The sequence below is a fragment of the Inquilinus sp. Marseille-Q2685 genome (assembly GCF_916619195.1).
In the GTDB taxonomy this organism is placed as follows: Bacteria; Pseudomonadota; Alphaproteobacteria; order DSM-16000; family Inquilinaceae; genus Inquilinus.
On the sequence record NZ_CAKAKL010000002.1, the window covers coordinates 626,038 to 647,009 of the forward strand.

Annotated in this window: 17 protein-coding genes; 3 read left to right on the forward strand and 14 right to left on the reverse strand. The window is 71.3% G+C overall.

Annotated elements, in window-relative coordinates:
* Positions 1-70: 70 nt before the first annotated feature.
* Entirely contained in the window at positions 71-2,464 is a 2,394-nt protein-coding gene (locus LG391_RS12010; RefSeq protein WP_225768246.1) for an MFS transporter, read from the forward strand.
* Between the two features lie 4 nt (positions 2,465-2,468).
* Here the strand turns inward: LG391_RS12010 and LG391_RS12015 are convergent, their stop codons facing one another.
* From LG391_RS12015 to LG391_RS12065, 11 genes are all read right to left on the reverse strand, one after another.
* Complete coding sequence (locus LG391_RS12015) at positions 2,469-6,290, reverse strand: NahK/ErcS family hybrid sensor histidine kinase/response regulator (protein ID WP_225768247.1); 3,822 nt, start codon at positions 6,288-6,290, stop codon at positions 2,469-2,471.
* 256 nt (positions 6,291-6,546) lie between these two features.
* On the reverse strand, positions 6,547-7,650 hold the full coding sequence (locus LG391_RS12020) for an FAD-binding oxidoreductase (protein ID WP_225768248.1): 1,104 nt from the start codon (positions 7,648-7,650) through the stop codon (positions 6,547-6,549).
* Between the two features lie 7 nt (positions 7,651-7,657).
* Positions 7,658-9,172: an ABC transporter substrate-binding protein gene (locus tag LG391_RS12025; RefSeq protein ID WP_225768249.1), complete on the reverse strand. Its 1,515-nt coding sequence runs from the start codon at positions 9,170-9,172 to the stop codon at positions 7,658-7,660.
* A gap of 25 nt (positions 9,173-9,197) precedes the next feature.
* Entirely contained in the window at positions 9,198-10,178 is a 981-nt protein-coding gene (locus LG391_RS12030) for an ABC transporter ATP-binding protein (protein ID WP_225768250.1), read from the reverse strand.
* Positions 10,175-11,152, reverse strand: a complete 978-nt coding sequence (locus LG391_RS12035; RefSeq protein WP_225768251.1) for an ABC transporter ATP-binding protein — start codon at positions 11,150-11,152, stop codon at positions 10,175-10,177. The genes LG391_RS12030 and LG391_RS12035 overlap by 4 nt, the downstream gene beginning before the upstream one ends.
* A 4-nt stretch (positions 11,153-11,156) precedes the next feature.
* The gene (locus LG391_RS12040) at positions 11,157-12,020 is read right to left on the reverse strand and encodes an ABC transporter permease (protein WP_225768252.1); all 864 of its coding nucleotides are present in this window, start codon (positions 12,018-12,020) and stop codon (positions 11,157-11,159) included.
* A complete protein-coding gene (locus LG391_RS12045) occupies positions 12,017-12,955 on the reverse strand; it encodes an ABC transporter permease (protein ID WP_225768253.1) in 939 nt (312 codons plus the stop codon). Before LG391_RS12045 ends, LG391_RS12040 begins: the two co-directional genes overlap by 4 nt.
* 194 nt (positions 12,956-13,149) lie before the next feature.
* The gene (locus LG391_RS12050) at positions 13,150-14,040 is read right to left on the reverse strand and encodes a proline iminopeptidase-family hydrolase (RefSeq protein WP_225768254.1); all 891 of its coding nucleotides are present in this window, start codon (positions 14,038-14,040) and stop codon (positions 13,150-13,152) included.
* An 85-nt stretch (positions 14,041-14,125) separates the two neighbouring features.
* On the reverse strand, positions 14,126-14,611 hold the full coding sequence (locus tag LG391_RS12055) for a class I SAM-dependent methyltransferase (RefSeq protein ID WP_225768255.1): 486 nt from the start codon (positions 14,609-14,611) through the stop codon (positions 14,126-14,128).
* A 23-nt stretch (positions 14,612-14,634) separates the two neighbouring features.
* Entirely contained in the window at positions 14,635-15,345 is a 711-nt protein-coding gene (locus LG391_RS12060) for an SDR family NAD(P)-dependent oxidoreductase (RefSeq protein ID WP_225768256.1), read from the reverse strand.
* A gap of 9 nt (positions 15,346-15,354) precedes the next feature.
* Positions 15,355-16,968, reverse strand: coding sequence for a GMC family oxidoreductase (locus LG391_RS12065; protein ID WP_225768257.1), 1,614 nt, complete (start codon positions 16,966-16,968; stop codon positions 15,355-15,357).
* A gap of 188 nt (positions 16,969-17,156) precedes the next feature.
* Between LG391_RS12065 and LG391_RS12070 the strand changes: the two genes are divergently transcribed.
* Complete coding sequence (locus LG391_RS12070) at positions 17,157-18,188, forward strand: glycosyl transferase family protein (protein ID WP_225768258.1); 1,032 nt, start codon at positions 17,157-17,159, stop codon at positions 18,186-18,188.
* Positions 18,189-18,275: 87 nt separating this feature from the next.
* Entirely contained in the window at positions 18,276-19,292 is a 1,017-nt protein-coding gene (locus LG391_RS12075) for a methyltransferase (protein WP_225768259.1), read from the forward strand.
* Between the two features lie 122 nt (positions 19,293-19,414).
* Here the strand turns inward: LG391_RS12075 and LG391_RS12080 are convergent, their stop codons facing one another.
* The 3 genes from LG391_RS12080 to LG391_RS12090 form a co-directional block, all read right to left on the reverse strand.
* On the reverse strand, positions 19,415-19,876 hold the full coding sequence (locus LG391_RS12080) for a heme-binding protein (RefSeq protein WP_225768260.1): 462 nt from the start codon (positions 19,874-19,876) through the stop codon (positions 19,415-19,417).
* Positions 19,877-19,944: 68 nt separating this feature from the next.
* On the reverse strand, positions 19,945-20,382 hold the full coding sequence (locus tag LG391_RS12085; RefSeq protein ID WP_225768261.1) for a VirK family protein: 438 nt from the start codon (positions 20,380-20,382) through the stop codon (positions 19,945-19,947).
* A gap of 132 nt (positions 20,383-20,514) precedes the next feature.
* The gene (locus LG391_RS12090; protein ID WP_225768262.1) at positions 20,515-20,820 is read right to left on the reverse strand and encodes a hypothetical protein; all 306 of its coding nucleotides are present in this window, start codon (positions 20,818-20,820) and stop codon (positions 20,515-20,517) included.
* Positions 20,821-20,972 lie beyond the last annotated feature (152 nt).

Here is a 20,972-nt window from a genome sequence, read left to right on the forward strand (position 1 = left end):
TCGTACTATAGGGGCGTTCGTCCTCACAAAAACCGGCGCGCCGACCACAATGATCAGGGAGGATGCGCCGATGACCGCTGCGTCAGGTGCCGAACTTCAGAGGCCGACCCAGACCATCAGCAAGAGGGAAGAGCGAAAGGTCATATTCGCATCGTCGCTGGGAACGGTGTTCGAGTGGTATGACTTCTATCTGTACGGTTCGCTGGCCGCCTCGATCGGCACGCACTTCTTCTCCGCCGTCAACCCGACCGCGGCCTTCATCTTCACGCTGCTGGCCTTCGCCGCCGGCTTCTTCGTCCGGCCGTTCGGCGCGCTGGTGTTCGGCCGGCTCGGCGACCTGGTCGGGCGCAAATACACCTTCCTGATCACCATCGTGATCATGGGCTTGTCGACCTCGATCGTCGGCATCCTGCCGGGCTACGCCCAGATCGGCATCGCCGCCCCGATCATCCTGATCCTGCTGCGGCTGCTGCAGGGCCTGGCGCTGGGCGGCGAATACGGCGGCGCCGCCACCTATGTCGCCGAGCACGCCCCGGACGGCAAGCGCGGCGCCTACACCTCCTGGATCCAGACCACCGCGACGCTGGGCCTGTTCCTGTCGCTGCTGGTGATCCTGGCCTGCCGCCTGTCGATGGACCCGGCCTCCTTCGACGCCTGGGGCTGGCGCATCCCGTTCCTGCTGTCGGTGATCCTGCTCGGCATCTCGATCTGGATCCGGCTGCAGCTCAACGAATCGCCGCTGTTCCAGCAGATGAAGGCCGAGGGCAAGGGCTCGAAGGCCCCGCTGACCGAATCCTTCGCCCGCTGGTCGAACCTGAAGATCGTGCTGCTGGCCCTGTTCGGCCTGACCGCGGGGCAGGCGGTGGTCTGGTACACGGGTCAGTTCTACGCCCTGTTCTTCCTGACCCAGACCCTGAAGGTCGACGGCCAGACCGCGAACATCCTGGTGGCGCTGTCGCTCCTGATCGGCACGCCCTTCTTCCTGGTGTTCGGCGCCCTGTCCGACAAGATCGGGCGGAAGCCGATCATCATGGCGGGCTGCCTTCTGGCCGTGCTGACCTACTTCCCGCTGTTCCAGGCCCTGACCCACTACGCCAACCCGGCGCTGGAGGCGGCGCAGACCTCGTCCCCGGTGAAGGTCATCGCCGACCCGGCGGAGTGCAGCGTGCAGTTCAACCCGGTGAAGGCCCCGACCCCGACCACCTCCTGCGACGTCGCCAAGGCGGCGCTGGTCAAGGCCGGCGTCCCGTACAGCAACGAGGCAGGGCCGGCGGGGGCCGTGGCGGAGATCGACGTCGGCAGCACCCGGATCACCGCCTACAACCCGACCGGCGCGGACGCCGCCACCGTCGGCCCGGCCTTCACCAAAGGTCTTGGTGATGCGCTGAAGACCGCCGGTTATCCCGCCAAGGCGGATCCGGCCCAGATCAACCACGTGATGGTGACGCTGATCCTCGTCGTGCTGGTGATCTATGTGACCATGGTCTACGGCCCGATCGCGGCGATGCTGGTGGAGCTGTTCCCGACCCGGATCCGCTACACCTCGATGTCGCTGCCCTACCACATCGGCAACGGCTGGTTCGGCGGCTTCCTGCCGGCCACGTCCTTCGCCATCGTCGCGGCCACCGGCAACATCTACAGCGGCCTGTGGTACCCGATCATCGTCGCCGGCATCACCCTCGTCGTCGGCACGCTGTTCGTGCGCGAGACCAAGTCGGTCGATATCCGGGCGAACTGCCCCCGGCAAAACCTCGGCTTGTATCGGCCTGAAGGCCGCGCCCAGAATGGCGCGGCCTTCTTTCTTTGGTCCGATATGACTGATGCGACCGTCGTTCTGATCGCCGACGCCCCCCCGCTGGTGCGGCGCGCCCTGGCCGAGACGCTGGCCGAGGTGATGGCGCCCGCCCCTGCCGTCCTCCAGGCCGGCAGCTTCCCCGAGGTCCTGGCCGTCCTCGGCGACCGCACCGTCGACCTGCTGCTGCTGGACCTGTCGATGCCGGGCATGAACGGCTTCACCGGCCTGGCCGCGCTGCGCGCCGCCTTCCCGGCCGTTCCGGTGATCATGGTCTCGGCCAATGAGGAGCCCGCCGCGATACGCCAGGCGACGGAGTTCGGCGCCTCCGGCTACCTGCCGAAATCGACGCCGCTGGCGGAGATCGGAGACGCCATCGAGAGCGTGCTGGGCGGCGGCGTCTGGTTCCCCGAGGCCGCGACCGGCCCCTCCGCCGACGCGCCGGAACGCAGCGAGCTGAGCCGCCGCGTCGCCGAGCTGACGCCGCAGCAGCTGCGCGTCCTCGCTTTGCTCACGGAGGGCAAGCTGAGCAAGCAGATCGCCTTCGAGATGTCGATCACCGAGGCCACGGTGAAGGCGCATCTGTCGCAGATCTTCCGCAAGCTCGGGGTGCAGAACCGGACCCAGGCGGTGATCGCGGTGCGCCAGCTCGGGTCCATCGACGGCCACTGATCCGTCAGGCGGCCGGCACCGGCCGCGACGCCAGGCGCTGCACCAGCAATGCCCGCAGCGCCGCCGGCTTCAGCGGCTTGTGCAGCAGCGGCAGGCCGCGGGCGCGGGCGGCGGCCTTCAGAGCCTCGGTGCGGTCCGCCGTCACCAGCGCCGCGGCCAGCGGACGGCCGGCCGCCGCCTCCAGCACCGTGAGCACGTCCAGCCCGGTCTCCGCCCCGGCGAGGTGGTAGTCGAGCAGCACCATGTCCGGCGCGCGCCCGAGCGGCTGCAGCGCCTCCCGGGCCCCGGCTGCGTCGGTCGCCGCCAGCACGGTGCAGCCCCAGCCCTCGAGCAGCAGCCGGGTCGCGGTCAGGATGGCGTGGTCGTTGTCGACGCAGAGGACCAGCCGCCCGGCCAGGTCGGCGGCCGGCCGGCGCGGCGGGGGCGCCTTGGCCGGCCGCGCCGGAACCCGGGTTTCCGCCAGGGGCAGCACCACCTCGAATACGCTGCCGCGGCCGGGCCAGGAGCGCACGGCGACCTTGTGGCCGAGCCGCGCCGCGATGCGTTCGACGATGGCAAGGCCGAGCCCCAGCCCCGCCGGCTCGTCCTCGCCGCCCGGACCGAGGCGGCGGAACTCCTCGAAGATGGCGGACAGTTGCTCCGGCGGGATCCCCGGCCCGGTGTCCCAGACCTGGATCGCCAAGGCCCCGGCCCGCCGCCGGCAGCCGACCAGCACGGTGCCCTGCCGGGTGTAGCGCACGGCGTTGGACACGAAGTTCTGCACGATGCGGCGGACCAGGGCCGGATCGGTCAGCACGGTCGCGGTCGACCGGGCGACCTTGAGGCTCAGGCCCCGGCGCCGCGCGATCGGCTCGAAGGGCAGCGCCGCGGCGCGCAGGATCTCGGCCACCGCCACCGCCCGCGGCTGCGGCTCGAAGGCGCCGGCGTCGAGCTTCGAGATCTCCAGCAGCGCCTGCAGCAGCTCCTCCACCGTGCCGAGCGAGCTGTCGATATGCCCGACCAGCGAGGCCTCCGGCCGCCGGCCCAGCCGCTCCGCCAGGGTGGCGGTCAGCAGGCGCGCGGCGTGGAAGGGCTGCAGCAGGTCGTGGCTCGCCGCCGCCAGGAACCGGGTCTTGCCGAGATTGGCGGCCTCCGCCGCCGCCTTGGCCGCCGCCAGCGCCTCGTTCAGCTCGGTCAGCTCGCTGGTACGCTCGGCGACGCGGCGCTCCAGCGTCTCCGCGGTCTCGCGCAGCACGGCCTCGGCCCGGCGCTGCTCGGTGATGTCCTGGTACAGGGTGAAGAAGCCGATGACCCTGCCCTGCTCGTCCCGGTGCGGGATGTAGGTGCCGCGCGCCAGCTCGGCCCCCGCCGCGGCGAACTCGATCTCGAACACCTGGTGCCGCCCGGCCAGGACCGCGTCGATATAGGGCTTCAGCCGGGCGTAGCGGTCCTCGCCCAGGGCGGTGCGGATCGACAGGCCGTTGGCCTCGCCGCGCTCGAGCCCCAGCGCCTGCTCGTAGGGCCGGTTGGTGAAACGGTAGCGCTCCTCCCGGTCGACATAGGCGATCAGCACCGGGACGTTGTCGGTGTAGATGCGGATGCGCCGCTCGCTCTCGCGCAGCGCGTCCAGCGTCTTCACCCGCTCGGTCACGTCGGTGCAGACCAGGACGAAGCCGCCATCCGGCATCGGGTTGGTCTGCAGCTCCAGCACCCGCCCGTCGGCGCCGCGCCGCTCATGGCTGTGGGCGCGCCGGCGCCGCTCGGGGTCGCGCTGCTCCTCCAGCAGCACCGAAAGGCCGAGGCCGCCGCCCGGCCCCGTCAGCGCCTGGAGCGGCATGCCGATCGCGACCTGCGGCTCGGCCAGGCCGAGGATCTCGACGAAGCGGCGGTTCCAGGCGGCCAGGCGCAGCTCGCGGTCGAACACGCCGATGCCCTGGCCGATATTGTCGAGCGTGGCGCTCAGCAGGTCGCGGTTGAAGAGGATCGCCTCCGACGCCTCGCGCAGCAGGGTCTGCGACCGGCCGAGGGCGGTGCGGTGCCGGCGCATCGTGGCGGCGACCATGATGCGGGCCGAGGCCGCGCCGATCGCGCCGCTCAGGAGGCGCTCGGTGTGGTCGGCCAGGTCGCGGTCGCGCAGCGCCGCCGCCGGCCCGCCGAAGGCCAGCTCGGCCCGCTCCGGGCCGATGAAGCGGGCGACCAGGGTCTTCAGGTCGTCGAAGGCGGCGGCGCGGTGCGTGGCTTGCGGCCGCTGCCGGGCCTCGACCACCGGGCCGACGAAGGCCTCGGCCTGCTCCCGGTCGCGCTCGCCGGCCTGCGCCAGCCGCGACACGCCGACCAGCAGCGCGGTGTTGAGCGCGAGGCTCCAGAAGGCGCCGCGGGTCAGGGCGTCGACGTTGTCGCCGATCCCCCACAGCGCGCCCTCGATCCCGAGCAGCGGCACCGCGGACACCCAGTCGACCCCGGTCAGGGTCGGCGCCAGGAAGACCACGACCCAGACCAGGAAGCCGCCGGCCATGCCGGCGAAGGCGCCGTGGCGATGCGCCCCGCGCCAGTACAGCCCGGCGATCAGCGCCGGCCCCAGCTGGGCCACGGCGCAGAAGGCGATCAGCCCGATCGACGCCAGCGGCATGCTGCCGCCGATCATGGCGAAATAGGCATAGGCCAGCAGCAGGATGCCGAAGATCGCGATCCGGCGGATGCGCAGCACGGTCGGCCCTAGAGCACCATCACCCCGTGCGGCCATGCCGCCGCGCAGCAGCAGCGGCAGCACCAGCTCGTTGCTGATCATGGTGCTGAGCGCCACGGTCTCGACGATCACCATGCCGGTGGCGGCCGACAGCCCGCCCAGGAACACGGCCAGCGACAGCAGCGGGTCGCCCGCCGCCATCGGCAGCGACAGCACGAACAGGTCGGGGTTGGCGGTGGCGCCGAACAGCAGCAGGCCGGCCACGGCGAAGGCCGGGACGAAGATGTTGATCGCGCCGAGATAGGCCGGGAACAGCCAGCGCGCGGTGCGCAGGTCGGCCGGCCGGCCGCTCTCCACCACCCCGACATGGAACTGCCGCGGCAGGCACAGGAAGGCCAGCGCCGACATCACCGTGATCGACACCCATTCCGGCCCGACGGCGAAGCCCTCCAGCCGCGCCTGCAGCGCCGGCACCGACAGCAGCCGCGCCGCCAGGTCGCCCGGCCCGTCGAACATGACGAAGGTGACGAAGGCCCCGGCGGCGAGGATCGCGCCGAGCTTGACCAGGGATTCGAAGGCGATGGCCAGGATCATGCCCTGGTGCCGTTCGTTCGCCTGGACGTGGCGGACGCCGAACAGGATGGCGAAGACCGCCATGGTCAGGGCGACATGCAGGGCCGTGTCGGCCCACACCGGCGTCGCCACCGTCCGCCCCGGCCCGGTGGCGAGCGCGCCGAAGCTGAGCGAGACGGCCTGCAGCTGCAGCGCGATGTAGGGCAGGACGCCGACCAGCGCGATCACGGTCGCCACGGCGGCGACGATGCGGCTCTTGCCATAGCGGGCGGCGATGAAGTCGGCGACCGAGGTGATGTTCTGCTCGCGCGCCACCCGGGTGATCTTCCGCATCATCGGGAAGCCGAGCGTGATCACCAGGATCGGCCCGACATAGATCAGGGTGAAGTCGAGCCCGTGCGACGCGGCCCGGCCGACGCCGCCGTAGAAGGTCCAGGAGGTGCAGTAGACCGCGAGCGAGAGGGCGTAGACCGCCGGCTCGCGCAGGCCGGACCGCCAATAGGCCGGGCTGCGGTCGCCGATGAAGGCGACGGCGAAGAGCAGGCCGAGATAGCCGAGCGCGATCAGCCACAGCAGCCAGTCAGCCACCGCTTGCTCCCCGCCCGTTGGGCCTGTTCCTCCCTGTCATGGTGCCAGCATAAGCCGGCCGGGGCCGCGCGCCGAGCGTTTCGGCAGAGAGACCTCCCCCCTCACCCTCCCGTCGCCAACGCGACGGGCCCCTCCCTCTCCCCGAGGAGAGGGAAAACAGGGCCGCAGCTCCTTTCACCTCTCCTTGGGGAGAGGTCGAAATCGCGTCAGCGATTTCGGGTGAGGGGGCCGCTCCGGCCCATCCGCCGCGATCAAGTCAGCCGAAGAACCGCGCCGGGCGGAAGGTGGCCAACTCGGGTCGAGTAACCCCGCGCAGCAGCTCGTCAGCCACCGCCACGCCGAGGAAGGCGGCCAGGGTCACGCCGCTGTGCGTCACCGCGGCGTAATAGCCTTCGGCCTGCGGCAGCGGGCCGACGGCGGAGTAGCCGTCCCTCGGGATGGCGCGGATGCCGAGGCGCACCGCCTCGGGCTCCACCGGCCCCATAGCGGGAAGGATCGCGCGGGCGCGCCGGATCAGCTCCCGCATCTCCAGCAGGTCGACGCTCGGCTGCGGTGCCGTGGCCGGATCGAACTCGTCGTCGTTGCGGCAGACCAGCAGGCGCCCGGCGCCGTCCGGCCGGATATCGCAGCCCGGCGCCTTCAGCAGGCACTCGAGCCCGACCGCGACCGGCGGGGTGAAGGCCAGCAGCCCCGCGGTCGGCGCCAGCGGGATGCGCAGCGCCGGATCGAAACCGGCGTCATCGGCCCAGCGGCCGGTGCAGCTGACCACCAGGTCGGCGCCCAGCGTCCGGCCGTCCGCCAGGGTCACCCCAGTGACGCGGCCGGACCGCAGCTCCACCCGCGCCACGCGGGCGCCGATCTCGACCCGCGCGCCGAGGCGCCGGGCCGCGGCGAGCATGGAATGAGCATAGACCACTGGGTCGACCCAGCCCTCCTCCGGGAACCAGGCGACCGGCGCGTCGCCCACCGCCCCCGGATCGATGTCGGGCGCCAGCTCGCGCAGCTGCGTGGCGGAGATCCATTCGGCGGCATAGCCCCAGTCCCGCAGCCGGTCGAAGCGCCGGCGCTGCTCCTCCCGCCCCGCCTCGTCGGCCCATTCCAGGCTGCCGTTCAGGTGCAGCCAGGGCGTCGCCGCGAACTCGTCGCGCAGCGCCGCATGCGCCTTCATCCCGGCGACGTTCAGCTCGTGATAGGCCCGCGGCGTCTTGCCGTGGGAGTTGACCCAGGCGAAGCTGGTGCCGGAGGTGCCGGCGCCGATGCGCGTCGCCTCCAGCACCGTGACCGACGCGCCGCCCTGCGCCAGGCGGTACACCACCGAGGCGCCGATGACGCCCGCGCCGATCACGATGATGGAAGCCATTCCGTCCTCAGTTCTTCTTCGTCTCTTCCAGATAGAACCGGCCGAGCGGGTTCTGGCCGAAGTTCTCGATGTTCTTGCGCGACACGCTCAGATACGGGCTGTAGTAGAGGTCGATCCAATGGGCGTCCGCCTTGGCCGTCTTCTGCAGGTCGACATACATCGCCTCGCGCTTCTTCGGGTCGGTCTCGACCCGGGCCTCGGCCACCAGCGCCTTCACCCGGTCGTTCTGGTACCGGGTCATGTAGTTCATGTTGGTGTCGTGGCCGAGGACGAAGGTCGTCTTCTGGTCGGGGTCGATGATGTCGTTGGTCCAGTAGTTCATCGCCATGTCGTAGTCGCCCGCCACCTCCATGTCCCAGGTCTGGCTCGGGTCGACCTTCTGCAGGTTGGCGGTGATGCCGACCTTGGCCAGCTGCTGCTGCACCATCACCGACACCTGCTCGTCGACGGTATCGCCGGTCTGCACCAGGTAGGTCAGGGTGATGGTGCCGACGCCCGCCTGCTTCAGCAGCTCCTTGGCCTTCTCAGGGTCATAGGGCCGGGCGCCGTTGTCCGCGGTATGGTACAGCGCGCCCGTCGGGATGTAGGAGTTGGCGACGGTGCCGACGCCGAAGGTCACCGTGTCGACGATCGCCTTCTTGTCGATGGCGAAGTCGATCGCCTGCCGCACCTCCAGCTTGTCGAGCGGCGGGTGCGAGTGGTTCAGCAGCAGGTGGTCCTCGCGGGTCGAGGGGTCCTTGTGGACCACCAGGTTCGGGTCCTTCTCCAGCTCCGCCACCTTGGCGAAGGGCACGAAGATCGCGGCGTCCAGCTCGCCCGCCTGCACCTTCAGCATGCGGGTGTTGTCGTCGGGCACCGAGATCCATTCGACGCCGTCGAGGCTGACCTGGTCCGCCTGCCAGAAGTTCGGGTTCTTCTTCAGCACCACCTTCTCGCCGCGGCGCCATTCCTCGACCTGGAAGGCGCCGGAGCCGACCGGCTTCTCGGCAAAGGCGTCCTCGCCCATCGCATTCATCGCCTTCTCGGAGACGATCGAGGCGCCGGGCATCGCCAGCGTCGCCAGGAACGGCACCATCGGCTGGGTCAGCGTGACAACCAGCGTGCGGTCGTCCTTGGCCTCGGCCGTCTTGATCACCTTGTAGGTGTCGCTCCACAGCGATCCGGGGTTGTCGCGGATGCGGGTCAGCGAGAAGGCGGCGTCCGCCGCCGTCACCGGGCTGCCGTCGGAGAACTTCGCGTCGCGCATCTTGAAGGTGTAGGTCAGGCCGTCGTCGGAGGTGGTCCAGCTTTCGGCCAGGCCGGGCACCAGCGTCTGGCCGGATTTGTCGACCCGGACCAGCACGTCGAAGACGTTCGAAAACCCCCAGAAATCGACGTTCTGAGAGGTCTTGATCGGGTCGAAGGTGGTGCCGTCCTCGCGCCGGCCGATGGTCAGCACGCCCGCCGCCTCCGCCGCCGCCCCGCCGGCGACGAGCGCCGCCAGGAACGCCGCCATGGCGATGCCGAGATGGTTCCGTGTCATCGTGAGCCTCCGGTGTTGCCCCGTCTCAATGTGCGGGGATTGCAGGATAGAGATGGCAGGCGGTGAAGCGCCCGTCGACCGGCCGCAGCGCCGGCGGCGCCCCGGCCCGGCATTCCGCCATGGCGAAGGGGCAGCGCGGATGGAAGGCGCAGCCCGGCGGCAAGTCGAGCGGGCTCGGCGGCTCGCCGCCCAGCAGGTCCGCCGGCAGCGCGCGGTCGGGATCGATCTCCGGGATCGCCCGGATCAGGGCCTGGGTGTAGGGGTGCTTCGGCGTCGCGAACACCGCCTCCGCCGCCCCCTCCTCCACGATCCGGCCGAGATACATCACCGCCACCCGGTCGCAGAGGCGCCGGACCACGGCGAGGTCGTGGGCGATGAAGATCAGGGCCAGGTTCATCCGGACCTTCAGCTCGATCAGCAGGTTGATGATCTGAGCCTGGATCGAGACGTCGAGCGCCGCCACGCATTCATCGGCGATGATCAGCTTCGGCTCCACCGCCAGCGCCCGGGCGATGCCGACGCGCTGGCACTGGCCGCCGGACAGCTCGGCCGGGCGCCGGGCCGCGTGCTCGGGCCGGAGGCCGACCAGCGTCAGCAGCTCCGCCACCCGCGCCGGCACGCGGTCGCGCGGCACCTTGCGGTGGACCCGCAGCACCTCGGCGATCGCCTCGCCCACCGCCATGCGCGGGTTCAGCGCGCCATAGGGGTCCTGAAAGACCATCGCCGTCTCGCGGCGCAGCCGGGCCACGCCGTCGCGGCCGCCCGACGCGACGTCGGCGCCGCCGAAGCGGATGGCGCCGCCGGTGATCTCGCCCAGCCGCAGGATGGCGCGGCCCAGCGTGCTCTTGCCGCAGCCGGATTCGCCGACCAGGCCCAGCGCCTCGCCCGGCGCCAGGGTGAAGGAGACGCCGTTCACCGCCCGCACCAGCCGCGGCGGACGCCCCGGCAGCGGCAGGCCGCCGGCCCGGAAATGGACCTCGAGGTCCTGGACGTCGAGCAGCGTCATGCCGCGTCTCCCAAGGCCCGGTGGCAGGCCGCCATATGTCCCGGCTCCGGCCAGGACGCGTCCGGCCGCACCGCGGTGCAGCGGTCGAAGGCCCGGTCGCAGCGCGGGTGGAAGCGGCAGCCGGAGGGCAGGTCGGCCAAAGCCGGCGGCTGGCCGGGGATGAAGGGCAGCTGGTGCCCGCCGTCGCCATGCGAAGGCTGGCAGGCGATCAGCCGCGCCGTGTAGGGGTGGCGCGGCGCCGCCAGCACCGCCCGCTTGGCCCCCGCCTCGCACAGCGTGCCGCCATACATCACGGCGATGCGGTCGCAGCTCTGCGCCACCACGCCGAGGTCGTGGGTGATCAGGATGATGGCGAGGCCGCGCCGGTCGCGCAGGTCCAGCAGCAGCCGCAGGATCTGCGCCTGCACGGTGACGTCGAGCGCGGTGGTCGGCTCGTCGGCGATCAGCACCTCCGGGTCGCAGGCCAGGGCCGTGGCGATCATCGCCCGCTGCCGCATGCCGCCGGAGAATTCGTGCGGGTAGCCGCCGGCCCGCCGCTCGGGATCCGGGATGCCGACCTGGCGCAGCAGGTCCACCGCGGCGGCCCGGGCCTCGCGCTTCGAGGCGCCGCGATGCAGCCGGATGCCCTCGGCGATCTGGTCGCCGATCCGCATCACCGGATCGAGATGGCTGGTCGGATTCTGGAAGATCATGCCGATCTCCCGCCCCCGCACCCGGCGCAGCGCCTCCGGCTCCAGCGCCGCCAGGTCGCGGCCCTTGAGCAGCACCGAGCCGCCGGCGATGCGCAGGCTTCCCGGCAGCAGGCCGATCAGCGCCCGGCAGGTGACGCTCTTGCCGGAGCCGCTCTCGCCCACCAGCCCCATCACCTGCCCCGCCTCCAGCGCGAAGGAGACGCGGTCGACGATGGTCGTCTCCTCCCCCGCCCGCCTCAGGGCCACCGACAGGTCGCGCACCTCCAGCAGCGGCACGGTCATTCCTTCACCTCGAGCCATTTTGGCCGAGCCATTCGCCGAGCCCGTCGCCGAGCAGGCTGAAGCCGAGCGCGATCACCGCCAGCGCCACGCCCGGGAAGGCGGCGATCCACCAGGCGCGGATGATGAAGTTCTGGCTTTCCGCCACCATCACGCCCCACTCGGCGGTCGGCGGCTGCACCCCGAGGCCGAGATAGCTGATCGAGGCGCCGAGCAGCATGGTCAGCACCACGTCGGACATCGAGAACACGATCGAGCTGACCATCGCGTTCGGCAGGATGTGCCGTGCCATGATGCGAAGATGGCCGTAGCCCAGGCTGCGCGCGGCGGTGACGAAGTCGCTGGCCTTCAAGACCAGCACCTGGGCCCGGACCAGCCGGGCGTAGGACACCCAGCCGACCAGGGCCATGGCGATGAAGAAGCTGCCGAGGCCGGGGCCGAGGATGGCGATGATCGCCAGCATCAACACCAGAAAGGGGAAGGCCAGGACGATGTCGAGGACGCGCATCACCAGCGCGTCGACCCAGCCGCCGAAATAGCCGGAGACGCAGCCGATTGCGGTGCCGATCAGGAACGGGATCAGCACGCCGAGCACGCCCATCATCAGGTCCAGCCGCGTGCCCCAGATCAGCCGGGACAGCACGTCGCGGCCGACATTGTCGGTGCCGAGCCAGTGCCCGGGGCCGGGCGGCAGCAGCGCGTTCGCGGTGTCCTGCTGGATCGGATTATAGGGCGCGATCACCGGCGCCAGCAGCGCCACCAGCAGGAAGAACCCGACGATGCCGGCGCCCCACCATAGCGCGCCCGGCACACGCGGCAGCCTGAAGCGCAGTCGCGACCGGATGGCGGGGATGTCGGCCACGGCGCTCACAGCTTCACCCGCGGATCGATGGCGACGGTCAGGATGTCGGCCAGGAAGTTCACCGTGACGCTGGCCACGGCGAAGGCCATGGCCACGCCCTGCACCACCATGTAGTCGCGGGTGAAGATGCCGCGCACCAGCAGTTGGCCCATGCCGGGGATCGAGAACACGTTCTCGATGATCACGGTGCCGCCGATCAGCCAGCCGATGTTGACGGCCAGCAGGTTGATGGTCGGCACGATGGCGTTGGGCACGACATGGCGCCAGAACACCATGCCCTCGGGCAGGCCGCGCGCCCGTGCGGCGGTGGCCTGGTCGGAGCGCAGCTCGGCGATCATCGCGGCCCTGAGGGTCCGGGTCAGCACCGCCGACAGGGCGAGCGCGATGGTCAGCCAGGGCAGCACCAGATGGTGCAGCCGGTCGGCCCAGTCGTCGCCGTACCCCGCCACCGGGAACAGCCCCAGCGTCACGCTGAACAGGATGATCAGCATGATCCCCAGCCAGAACGGCGGCAGGCCGAGCCCGGTGGTGGAGACGATGCGGATGGCGTGGTCGGCCAGCCGGCCGCGGCGGCGCGCGGCGATGGCGGCGAAGGGCACGGCGATCAGCAGCGACAGCAGCACGGCGCCGAACACCAGCAGCAGCGTCGGCTCGATCCGCTCGGCGATCAGGCGCAGCACCGGGACCTTGTACAGGATCGACCGGCCCATCTCGCCATTCGCCAGGTTCTGCAGGAACAGGCCGTATTGCGTCCACAGCGGCTCGTCGAGCCCGAATTGGGCGCGGATCCGGGCGATCGCGTCCGGCGTCGCCTTGGTGCCCAGCAGCACCCGCGCCGGGTCGCCGGGGATCGAGCGGATCAGCACGAAGGTGATGACGCTGATGCCGAACAGCACCGGGATCAGCTGCAGCGGACGGGTCAGGACGAAGCGGAAGCGGTGCATCGCCGGTCAGGCCCTTCCTGCACTCAGGCGAGGCCGGTTCTCCCCCTCACCCTCCCGCCGCCTTCGGCGTCGGGCCCCTCCCTCTCCCCAAGGAGAGGGACTTTTCACCTCTCCTTGGGGAGAGGTCGAAATCGCCTTGGCGATTTCGGGTGAGGGGGCGGCTCCGGCCCATCCGCGGTCGGGACAGCCCGGCATCAGGCGCCCCGGTGCTGTTCGAGGAAGTCGAGCAGCACCGGGTAGTAGGCGTGCGGCTCCTCGTAGAACGGCATGTGGCTGGAGTTCGGGAAGACGTGCAGCCGGGCGTTGGGCAGCGCCAGCTTCATGCGCAGCGAGCAGGCCGGCGTCAGCTCGTCATGCTCGCCGCAGGTGATCAGCACCGGCACGGTGATCCGGTGCATGTCCGGCAGCCGGTTCCAGTCCTTCAGATTGCCGGTGTAGAGGAACTCGTTCGGGCCCTGGATGGTGCCGTAGGGCCCCATGTTCCAGTCGTCCAGCGACCGCTTCACCGGGGCCGGCCAATGGTCCAGCCGGCAGACATGGCGGTGGTTCAGGATGGTGATCGCGGCCTGGTACACCGGATGGTCCAGCGTACCCTCGGCCTCGTGCCGCTGCATCATCGCCACGGTCTCGGGGCCGAGCGCCGCGCGCAGCCGTTCCAGCTCGCCGATCAGGTGCGGGATGTCGGCCGCCGTGTCCTCCAGGATCACGGTCTTCAGCGCCTCGGGGTGGGTCAGCGCGTATTCGACGCTGAGCCAGCCGCCCCAGGAATGGCCCAGCAGATGCACCCGGCCGAGCCCGAGCACCTGGCGCACCGTCTCCACCTCTGCGACATAGCGTGTGATGGTCCACAGCGAGGGATCGGCCGGCCGGTCCGACGCGCCGGTGCCGAGCTGGTCGAAGGCGACGACCCGGTAGCCCCGGTCGATCAGGCAGGAATGCGCGTCGCGCAGATAGTCACAGGGCAGCCCCGGGCCGCCGTTCAGGCACAGCACCGTCTCCGGCCCCGAGCCGAAGCTGTAGGCCACCACCTTGTAGCCGTCGACACGAATCTCGTCCCGCCGGTCCGGCGCGATTTCCCGCCACATCCTGCCTTCCCCGTCATGATCTTTTTTGCGTCGCGAAACGCTAGACGGATCGGACAAGTCAGACAAGACAGCCTGTGGAGGAAGATTATAACCGGCGGTCGCCAGGGCCCCTCGCGACGACGGCGAGCGCGCCGGGGCGCTGCTCGGTGCGGATATCCTGCAGGCCAAAGTCCTGGAGCGACGACCGGACGGTCTCGACAACCCGGGCCGCCGGTTCGTCGTAGATGATCCAGATCTCGCCACCGGAATGCAGGCTGCCGACGACATGCGGCAGGGCTAGGCCGGGGCGGGTCCAGAAGCTGTTGACGCGGATGGCGTAGATCCGGTCGAAACCGCCGGGCACGACCGGCCCGTGCTCGATGTCGCCTCTGGCGATGCTGACCCGCCCGGCCGCGATCGCCGCCGCGTTGACGATCCGCGCCCGCGCCGCGGCGGTGTCGGAGCGGTCGATGGCGGAGACGGTCACGGCCGGCTGGCGGGCGGTCACCGCCTGGATCGCCTGGCCGGTGCCGCAGCCGATTTCCAGCAACCTTTCCCCCGGTCGCGGCGCCAGCAGGTCGACCGCGGCCATGATTCTGGGAGAGATCGGCGTGGTCACGCCTTGCCGTACACCGGCACGATCGCGCCGCGGGCGACTTGGTTGGCCGGCGAGGCCAGGTGCAGGATGGTCGCAGCCACCTCCTCCACCTTCGGCCAGGCGGAGTGGTCGGCCTTGGGCATGGCGGCGCGGTTGGCCGGCGTGTCCATGATCGAGGGCGCGACGGCGTTCACCAGGATGCCCTGCCCCGCCACCTCCTGCGCCAGGGCCACGGTCAGGGCGGCCAGCGCCGCCTTCGACGCCGTATAGGCGGTCATGCCGGCCCCCTGGCGCCATTCCAGCGCCGGCCGGGCCGCGACGTTGACGATGCGGCCGCCGCCCCCCTTTCCGCCGCCCTGGCCGATCGCCTGCACCGCGGCGCGGCAGCACAGGAAGGCGGAAACCAGGTTGGTGTCGAGCTGCTGCTGCAGCATCGCCTTGTCGGTCTCGCCGATCGGCGCCATGGCAAAGCCGCCGGCGACATGGATCGAGGCCCAGAGTTCGGGCAGCGCCGCGTAGAACGCCGCCACCGCCGCCTCGTCGGTCAGGTCCGGCACCGGCGACAGCACCACCCGGTCATGGCCGCGATGCGCGAAGCGGCGCGAATCCTTGAGGTCGCGGACCGGGACATGGCAGGCGGCGCCGGCCTCGAGCAGCAGCCCGACCACGGCCGAGCCGAGCGCGCCGGTGCCGCCGGTCACGACCACGTGACGATCACGGAATTCCATGGGGCCTCCTCAGGGAGAACTGCGGTCCTCCAGGATCATCGCCGAAGCCTTCTCGGCGATCATGATGGTGGGCGAGTTGGTGTTGCCCGAGGTGATGGTCGGCATGATCGAGGCGTCGGCGATGCGCAGCCCCGACAGGCCGCGCACCCGCAGCCGCTCGTCGACCACGGCCAGCGGGTCCCGGCCCATCTTGCAGGTGCCGACCGGGTGGAAGATGGTGGTGGCGATGTCGCCCGCCGCCCGCACCAGATCGGCCTCGTCCTGCAGCGCCGGGCCGGGCCGCACCTCCTCCGGCGCGTAGCGGGCCAGGGCCGGCGCCGCGGCGATCCGCCGGGTCAGCCGGATGGCGTCGACCGCGACGCGGCGGTCCGCCTCCTCCGACAGGTAGTTCGGGCGGATCGCCGGCGCCGCGGTCGGGTCCGGGCTCTTGATCCGAACCGAGCCGCGGCTGTGCGGCCGCAGGTTGCAGACCGAGGCGGTGAAGGCGGGATAGCGGTGCAGCGGCTCGCCGAAGCGGTCGAGGCTCAGCGGCTGGACATGGTATTCGAGATTGGCCGTCTCCTGCGCCGGGTCGCTGCGGGCGAAGGCGCCGAGCTGGCTGGGCGCCATGCTGAGCGGGCCGCTGCGGAACAGCGCGTATTCTACGCCCATGCCGATGCGGCCGAGTAGCCGGTTGGCCCGCTCGTTCAGGGTCGGCACGCCCTGGACCTTGTAGACCAGGCGCAGCTGCAGATGGTCCTGCAGGTTCTCGCCCACCCCCGGCAGGTCGTGCACGGGCTGCACGTCATGCGCGGCCAGGAGGTCGGCCGGGCCGATGCCGGAATGCTGCAGGATGGCGGGCGAGCCGACGGCGCCGGCCGCCAGCACCACCTCCCCCGCCGCGGCGTAGGCCTCGGTGCCGTCCGGCCGGCGGAACACCACGCCGGCGACGCGCTTGCCCTCGAGATGCAGCTTCAGCACCTGGGCATGGGTCTCGACCCTCAGATTGGGCCGCTTCAGCGCCGGGTTGAGGAAGCCCTTGGCCGTGGTCCAGCGGATGCCGCGGCGCTGGTTCACCTGGAAATAGCCGCAGCCCTCGTTGTCGCCGGTGTTGAAGTCCTCGGTCGGCGGGATGCCGGTCTCGGCCGCGGCCTGGCGGAAGGCGTCGAGGATCGCCCAGGACAGGCGCTGCGGCTCGACCCGCCATTCGCCGCCGGCGCCGTGGACGGCCGAGCGGCCCTGCCAGTGGTCCTCGGACCTGATGAAGTACGGCAGCACGTCGTCCCAGCCCCAGCCGGCATTGCCGAGCTGCCGCCACTGGTCGTAGTCGCGCGCCTGGCCGCGCATGTAGATCATGCCGTTGATGGCGGAGCAGCCGCCCAGCACCTTGCCGCGCGGATAGTTGATCGCCCGGCCGCCCAGGCCCGCCTCGTGCTCGGTCTTGAAGCACCAGTCCAGGCGCGGGTCGCCATGGGTGTAGAGATAGCCGACCGGGATGTGGACCCAGATGGTGCCGGGCTTCCCCCCGGCCTCCAGCAGCAGCACCGAGACCTTGGGATCGGCCGACAGCCGGTTGGCCAGCACGCAGCCGGCGGAGCCGGCCCCGACGATGACGGTGTCGAACGTTCCGATCGTCCGCGTCATCGGCCCGCCGTCGTCTTCAGCACCATACCCGATCCGCCCCGGTTCCTGGTTTGTCGATGCCGATCTTCCTACAAGGCCGGCGGCCATACAATCATTGCAGCCGGGGCGACCGCGACCCAAGGCGCGCTCGACGGGCCGGTCCTCCCGCGCTAACCATTCGCAGTCATATCCTCGAGAGAGCACCGGCCATGGCCAGCGACGTCGAAACCGTGACCGCCACCCCGGACTCGCCGCCGCGGCAGCGCATGGCGGCGCATCTGGCGGCGATCGGCCGCGGCCCCGGCCGGTCGCGGCCGCTGACCGAGGCGGAGGCCCAGGATGCCTTCGCCATCATCCTGTCCGGCGAGGCCGACCCGATGCAGGTCGGCGCCTTCCTGCTGCTGGAGCGCTATCGCGGCGAGACGGCGGCGGAGCTGGCCGGCATGATCCGCGCCGCCCGCGCCGTGGTCACCGCCGCCCCGGCGACCCGGCCGGCGCTCGACTGGCCGTCCTACGCCGCCGGCAAGACCCGCGGCGCGCCCTGGTTCCTGCTGTCCGCCCTGCTGGTCGCCCGCGCCGGCCATCCGGTGCTGATGCACGGCATCAACGTCCGGGTCACCGAAGGCATCGAGACCGAGGATGCGGTGCGGGCGCTGGGCCTGCCGGTGCCGGAGACCCCGGCCGAGGCGGCCCGGATCCTGGATGAGACCCGCTTCGCCTATCTGCCGCTGCGCGCGGTCAGCCGCACCCTGACCGAGCTGATGGAGCTGCGGCCGGTGCTGGGGCTGCGCAGCCCGGTCAACTCGGCAGCGCGCCTGCTGAACCCGTTCGAGGCCGGGGCCAGCTTCGTCGGCGTCTTCCACCCGGCCTACCAGGACCTGCACCGCGACACCGCCCGCCTGCTGGGCCAGGGCGACCTGTGCGTCGTCAAGGGCGCCGGCGGCGAGGCCGAGCGCACGCCCTTGAAGGCGCTGTCGCTGCAGCGCCTGGTGGCCGGCGAGGCGCTGGACGAGACGGTGCCGCCGATCCTGGGCGAAGGCCGCGGCGAACGGCTGGAGCGCCGCGACCTGGAGCATTTCCGCGCGGTCTGGACCGGCGCCGCCGAGGATCCCGCTGCCGAGGCCACGGTGGTCGGCACCGCCGCGGTGGCGCTGGCGGTGATCGCCGGCGACAGCGGCGAGGCCGCCCATGCCCGCCACCTGGAGCGGGCGGCGGCGCTGTGGCGGGAGCGGAACGGCTGACCTTCGCCCGGTGGAGCCGCGGGCCGCCTTGGCGTATCCTGCACCGGTTCGTCGCGTCACGGTTGCGGCCGAAAGGCTGCAAAAGGCATGGCCGGTCCCGAGGACGACCGACTGGCGGTGGATCTGCTGATCCGGGGCTTCCAGGTCTCGCGGACGATCCGGCTCGTCGCCGATCTCGGCATCGCCGACCGGATCGCGCCGGATGGCAAGTCCAGCGTCGCCGATCTGGCCGCGGCCAGCGGCGTCCTGGCGGAGCCGCTGCTGCGGGCGATCCGCGCCCTCGCCGCCTTCGGCATCTTCCGCGTCGACGCCGGCGGCATGGCCTGCCACACGCCGCGATCCCTGCTGCTGCGCAGCGACGCGCCGGACAGCCTGCACCCTTCGGCGCGCTTCTGGACGGCCGCCGGATCCTGGCGGGCCTGGGAGGCTCTCGACGCCGCCCTGCACGGCCGGAACCCGCATCAGGCGGCCTGGGGGACGAGCCGCTTCGATTACCTGCGGAGCCACCCCGACGAAGCGCGGATCTTCGACGCCTTCATGGCGAACTTCCCGGACGACCGCCACGCCGCCATCGCCACCGCCTATGACTTCACCGGCGTCCGCCTGATCGCCGATATCGGCGGCGGCAACGGCGAGACCCTGCGTCGCATCCTGGCGCTCTATCCGGCCGCGAAGGGCATCGTCTTCGACCGGGCCGACGTGGTCGCCGCCATCCCGCCCGAGGCGCTGGCCGGCGGCCGGATCACGCCGCGCGGCGGCAGCTTCTTCGACGGAGTCCCGGCCGGCGCCAACCTCTATCTTCTGGTCCGCGTGCTGCACGACTGGCCGGACGAGGATGCGACGCGGATCCTGCGGTCGTGCCGGTCGGGCATGGCGGCGGAGGCACGGCTGCTGGTGGTCGAAGGCCTGATCGAGCCCGATCCGTCACGGGGACGGCCGACCGAATACCTGACCGACATGCAGATGATGGCCATGTTCGGCACCGCCCGCGAGCGGACCGAGGCGGAGTTCGGCCGGCTGCTGGATGAAGCGGGGTTCGCGTTGACGCGAGCGGTCCCGACCGGCTCGGCCGTCACCATCCTGGAGGCGGCGCCTGCGCCCTGAATCGGAATGAATTCAGGCTGAGTCCATGGCCGGACCGGACGCCGGGATTCGGTCTGCAGGACGGCGAGGATGCTCGACATCCGGTCAGGCCATGATGTGACCGGATCTCGATTCGTCTCGTCCTAGAGCCGCCCCGCCTTGTACGCCGCGATCGCGCCGGTGATCAGCCGGTGGTCGTCCTCGTGCGGCAGGCCGGAGACGCCGATGAACCCGACCACCTGGGCGCCGATGCGGATCGGAAAGCCGCCGCCATGGTCGATCATCGGCGTGCGGACCGACGGGCTCTCGGCCAGGGTCCGGCCGCGCGCCTTCAGCCGGTGGTGCAGCCACAGCGAGCTGTGGCCGAACTGGCGGACGGCGGCGGATTTCAGGTCGAGCCAGACCTGGTTGTCGGCCGAGGTGCCGTCATGCGCCGCCGCGAACAGCACCTTGTCGCCGACCTGGATGCGGATGGCGACCGGCGCCGGCGCGGTCTCGAGCAGCCTTTGGCCGATCGTCCAGGCCTCGGCGAAGTCGAAGCGGTCGAAGGCCAGCCGGGCCTCCTCAGCCTCCAGCTCGGCGGTACGGGCGGCATGGTCGGTCATCGGTCCCTCCTCGACTCTCCGGAACCGATCCTGCCACAGCCGCGGCGGCGATGCGCCATGGCCGTGTCTCAGTCGCCGTCGCGCAGCGTGATCGAGCCGTCGTTCAGCCGGCAGCGCAGCACCGTCGCCGCCCCGACCGGCTCATAGGTCGACGGGTTCAGATGCTTCAGGCTGAGTTCGGCGGTGCTGTCCGGGAAGATGCGCAGCCGGATGTATTCCAGCGACATCGCGCCGTTCGCCGCTTCGAAGGCGTGGGTCTCGGAGGTGGCAATGAACTGCGGCGTCAGGTTGAAGGTGGTGAAGGTCGGCACCGCGACCACCGGCGGGCCGCCGGCGCCGGACGGGTCGAGGCATTTGGCGAGGTCGATCACCACGCTCGGCTTGTCGCCTTCGCGCAGCTCGCGGTCGAGCTTGGCGTAGTCCCAGCCGGCCCGGGCCGGAGCCGCGGCGGTGAGCAGGACGAGCAGCGCCGCGGCCGAGGCGCGACGGAACGGACGGCGGGTCATCGGCAGCAAGTCCTTCCGGTGGATGCGGCGGCCAGAGATCCGGCCATGGGACGGCGATCCTACCCGATTCGCGCCGACGGCGAGCCGCGAAGGAAGCGGGCGGCCGGACTCCTGCCCGGCCGCCCGGCGAACTCAGACCTTCTCGTCCGGATCGATCGGCCCGAGCTCGATCACGACGTCGGTCGGCTCGGGCTCGTGCGGCGCCAGCGTCGTCCGCTCGGCATCCGCCCAGCTGGCCAGCTTGATCACCTGCCCCGCCGGAGCGCCGGCCGGCGGAATCTCGACCGCCTCGAGGATGTAGAGGCCGTCGCCGTCGAGCAGGAAGGTGTGCTCCCCGAACATGGTGTTCAGCTGGGGCATGGCCGGATGGTTTTCGGGCAGGGCCTGGGCCCCGAACCGGGTCACCGTCCGGTCGACCAGCGCGGTGTTCAGCTTCATCGCTTGCTCCTGTCGATGGCGCCGCCCCTCGGGGCGGCTTGTCGATCGGGTCGCGCCGGGCCGCATGCCGCGGCGCGTGGCGGGGCCTCCCACCTGCCGGTGGTGCGATTGTCGGCCGGTCCGCACGACATACCTAAGCGCCGCAGGACATC

Bases quoted from the DNA above. Each gene is read 5' to 3' on its own strand.
- LG391_RS12010 (WP_225768246.1), top strand. From the start codon at position 71: ATGACCGCTGCGTCAGGTGCCGAACTTCAGAGGCCGACCCAGACCATC.
- LG391_RS12020 (WP_225768248.1), bottom strand. From the start codon at position 7,650: ATGGCTTCCATCATCGTGATCGGCGCGGGCGTCATCGGCGCCTCGGTG.
- LG391_RS12025 (WP_225768249.1), bottom strand. From the start codon at position 9,172: ATGACACGGAACCATCTCGGCATCGCCATGGCGGCGTTCCTGGCGGCG.
- LG391_RS12030 (WP_225768250.1), bottom strand. From the start codon at position 10,178: ATGACGCTGCTCGACGTCCAGGACCTCGAGGTCCATTTCCGGGCCGGC.
- LG391_RS12035 (WP_225768251.1), bottom strand. From the start codon at position 11,152: ATGACCGTGCCGCTGCTGGAGGTGCGCGACCTGTCGGTGGCCCTGAGG.
- LG391_RS12045 (WP_225768253.1), bottom strand. From the start codon at position 12,955: ATGCACCGCTTCCGCTTCGTCCTGACCCGTCCGCTGCAGCTGATCCCG.
- LG391_RS12050 (WP_225768254.1), bottom strand. From the start codon at position 14,040: ATGTGGCGGGAAATCGCGCCGGACCGGCGGGACGAGATTCGTGTCGAC.
- LG391_RS12055 (WP_225768255.1), bottom strand. From the start codon at position 14,611: ATGGCCGCGGTCGACCTGCTGGCGCCGCGACCGGGGGAAAGGTTGCTG.
- LG391_RS12060 (WP_225768256.1), bottom strand. From the start codon at position 15,345: ATGGAATTCCGTGATCGTCACGTGGTCGTGACCGGCGGCACCGGCGCG.
- LG391_RS12065 (WP_225768257.1), bottom strand. From the start codon at position 16,968: ATGACGCGGACGATCGGAACGTTCGACACCGTCATCGTCGGGGCCGGC.
- LG391_RS12070 (WP_225768258.1), top strand. From the start codon at position 17,157: ATGGCCAGCGACGTCGAAACCGTGACCGCCACCCCGGACTCGCCGCCG.
- LG391_RS12075 (WP_225768259.1), top strand. From the start codon at position 18,276: ATGGCCGGTCCCGAGGACGACCGACTGGCGGTGGATCTGCTGATCCGG.
- LG391_RS12080 (WP_225768260.1), bottom strand. From the start codon at position 19,876: ATGACCGACCATGCCGCCCGTACCGCCGAGCTGGAGGCTGAGGAGGCC.
- LG391_RS12085 (WP_225768261.1), bottom strand. From the start codon at position 20,382: ATGACCCGCCGTCCGTTCCGTCGCGCCTCGGCCGCGGCGCTGCTCGTC.
- LG391_RS12090 (WP_225768262.1), bottom strand. From the start codon at position 20,820: ATGAAGCTGAACACCGCGCTGGTCGACCGGACGGTGACCCGGTTCGGG.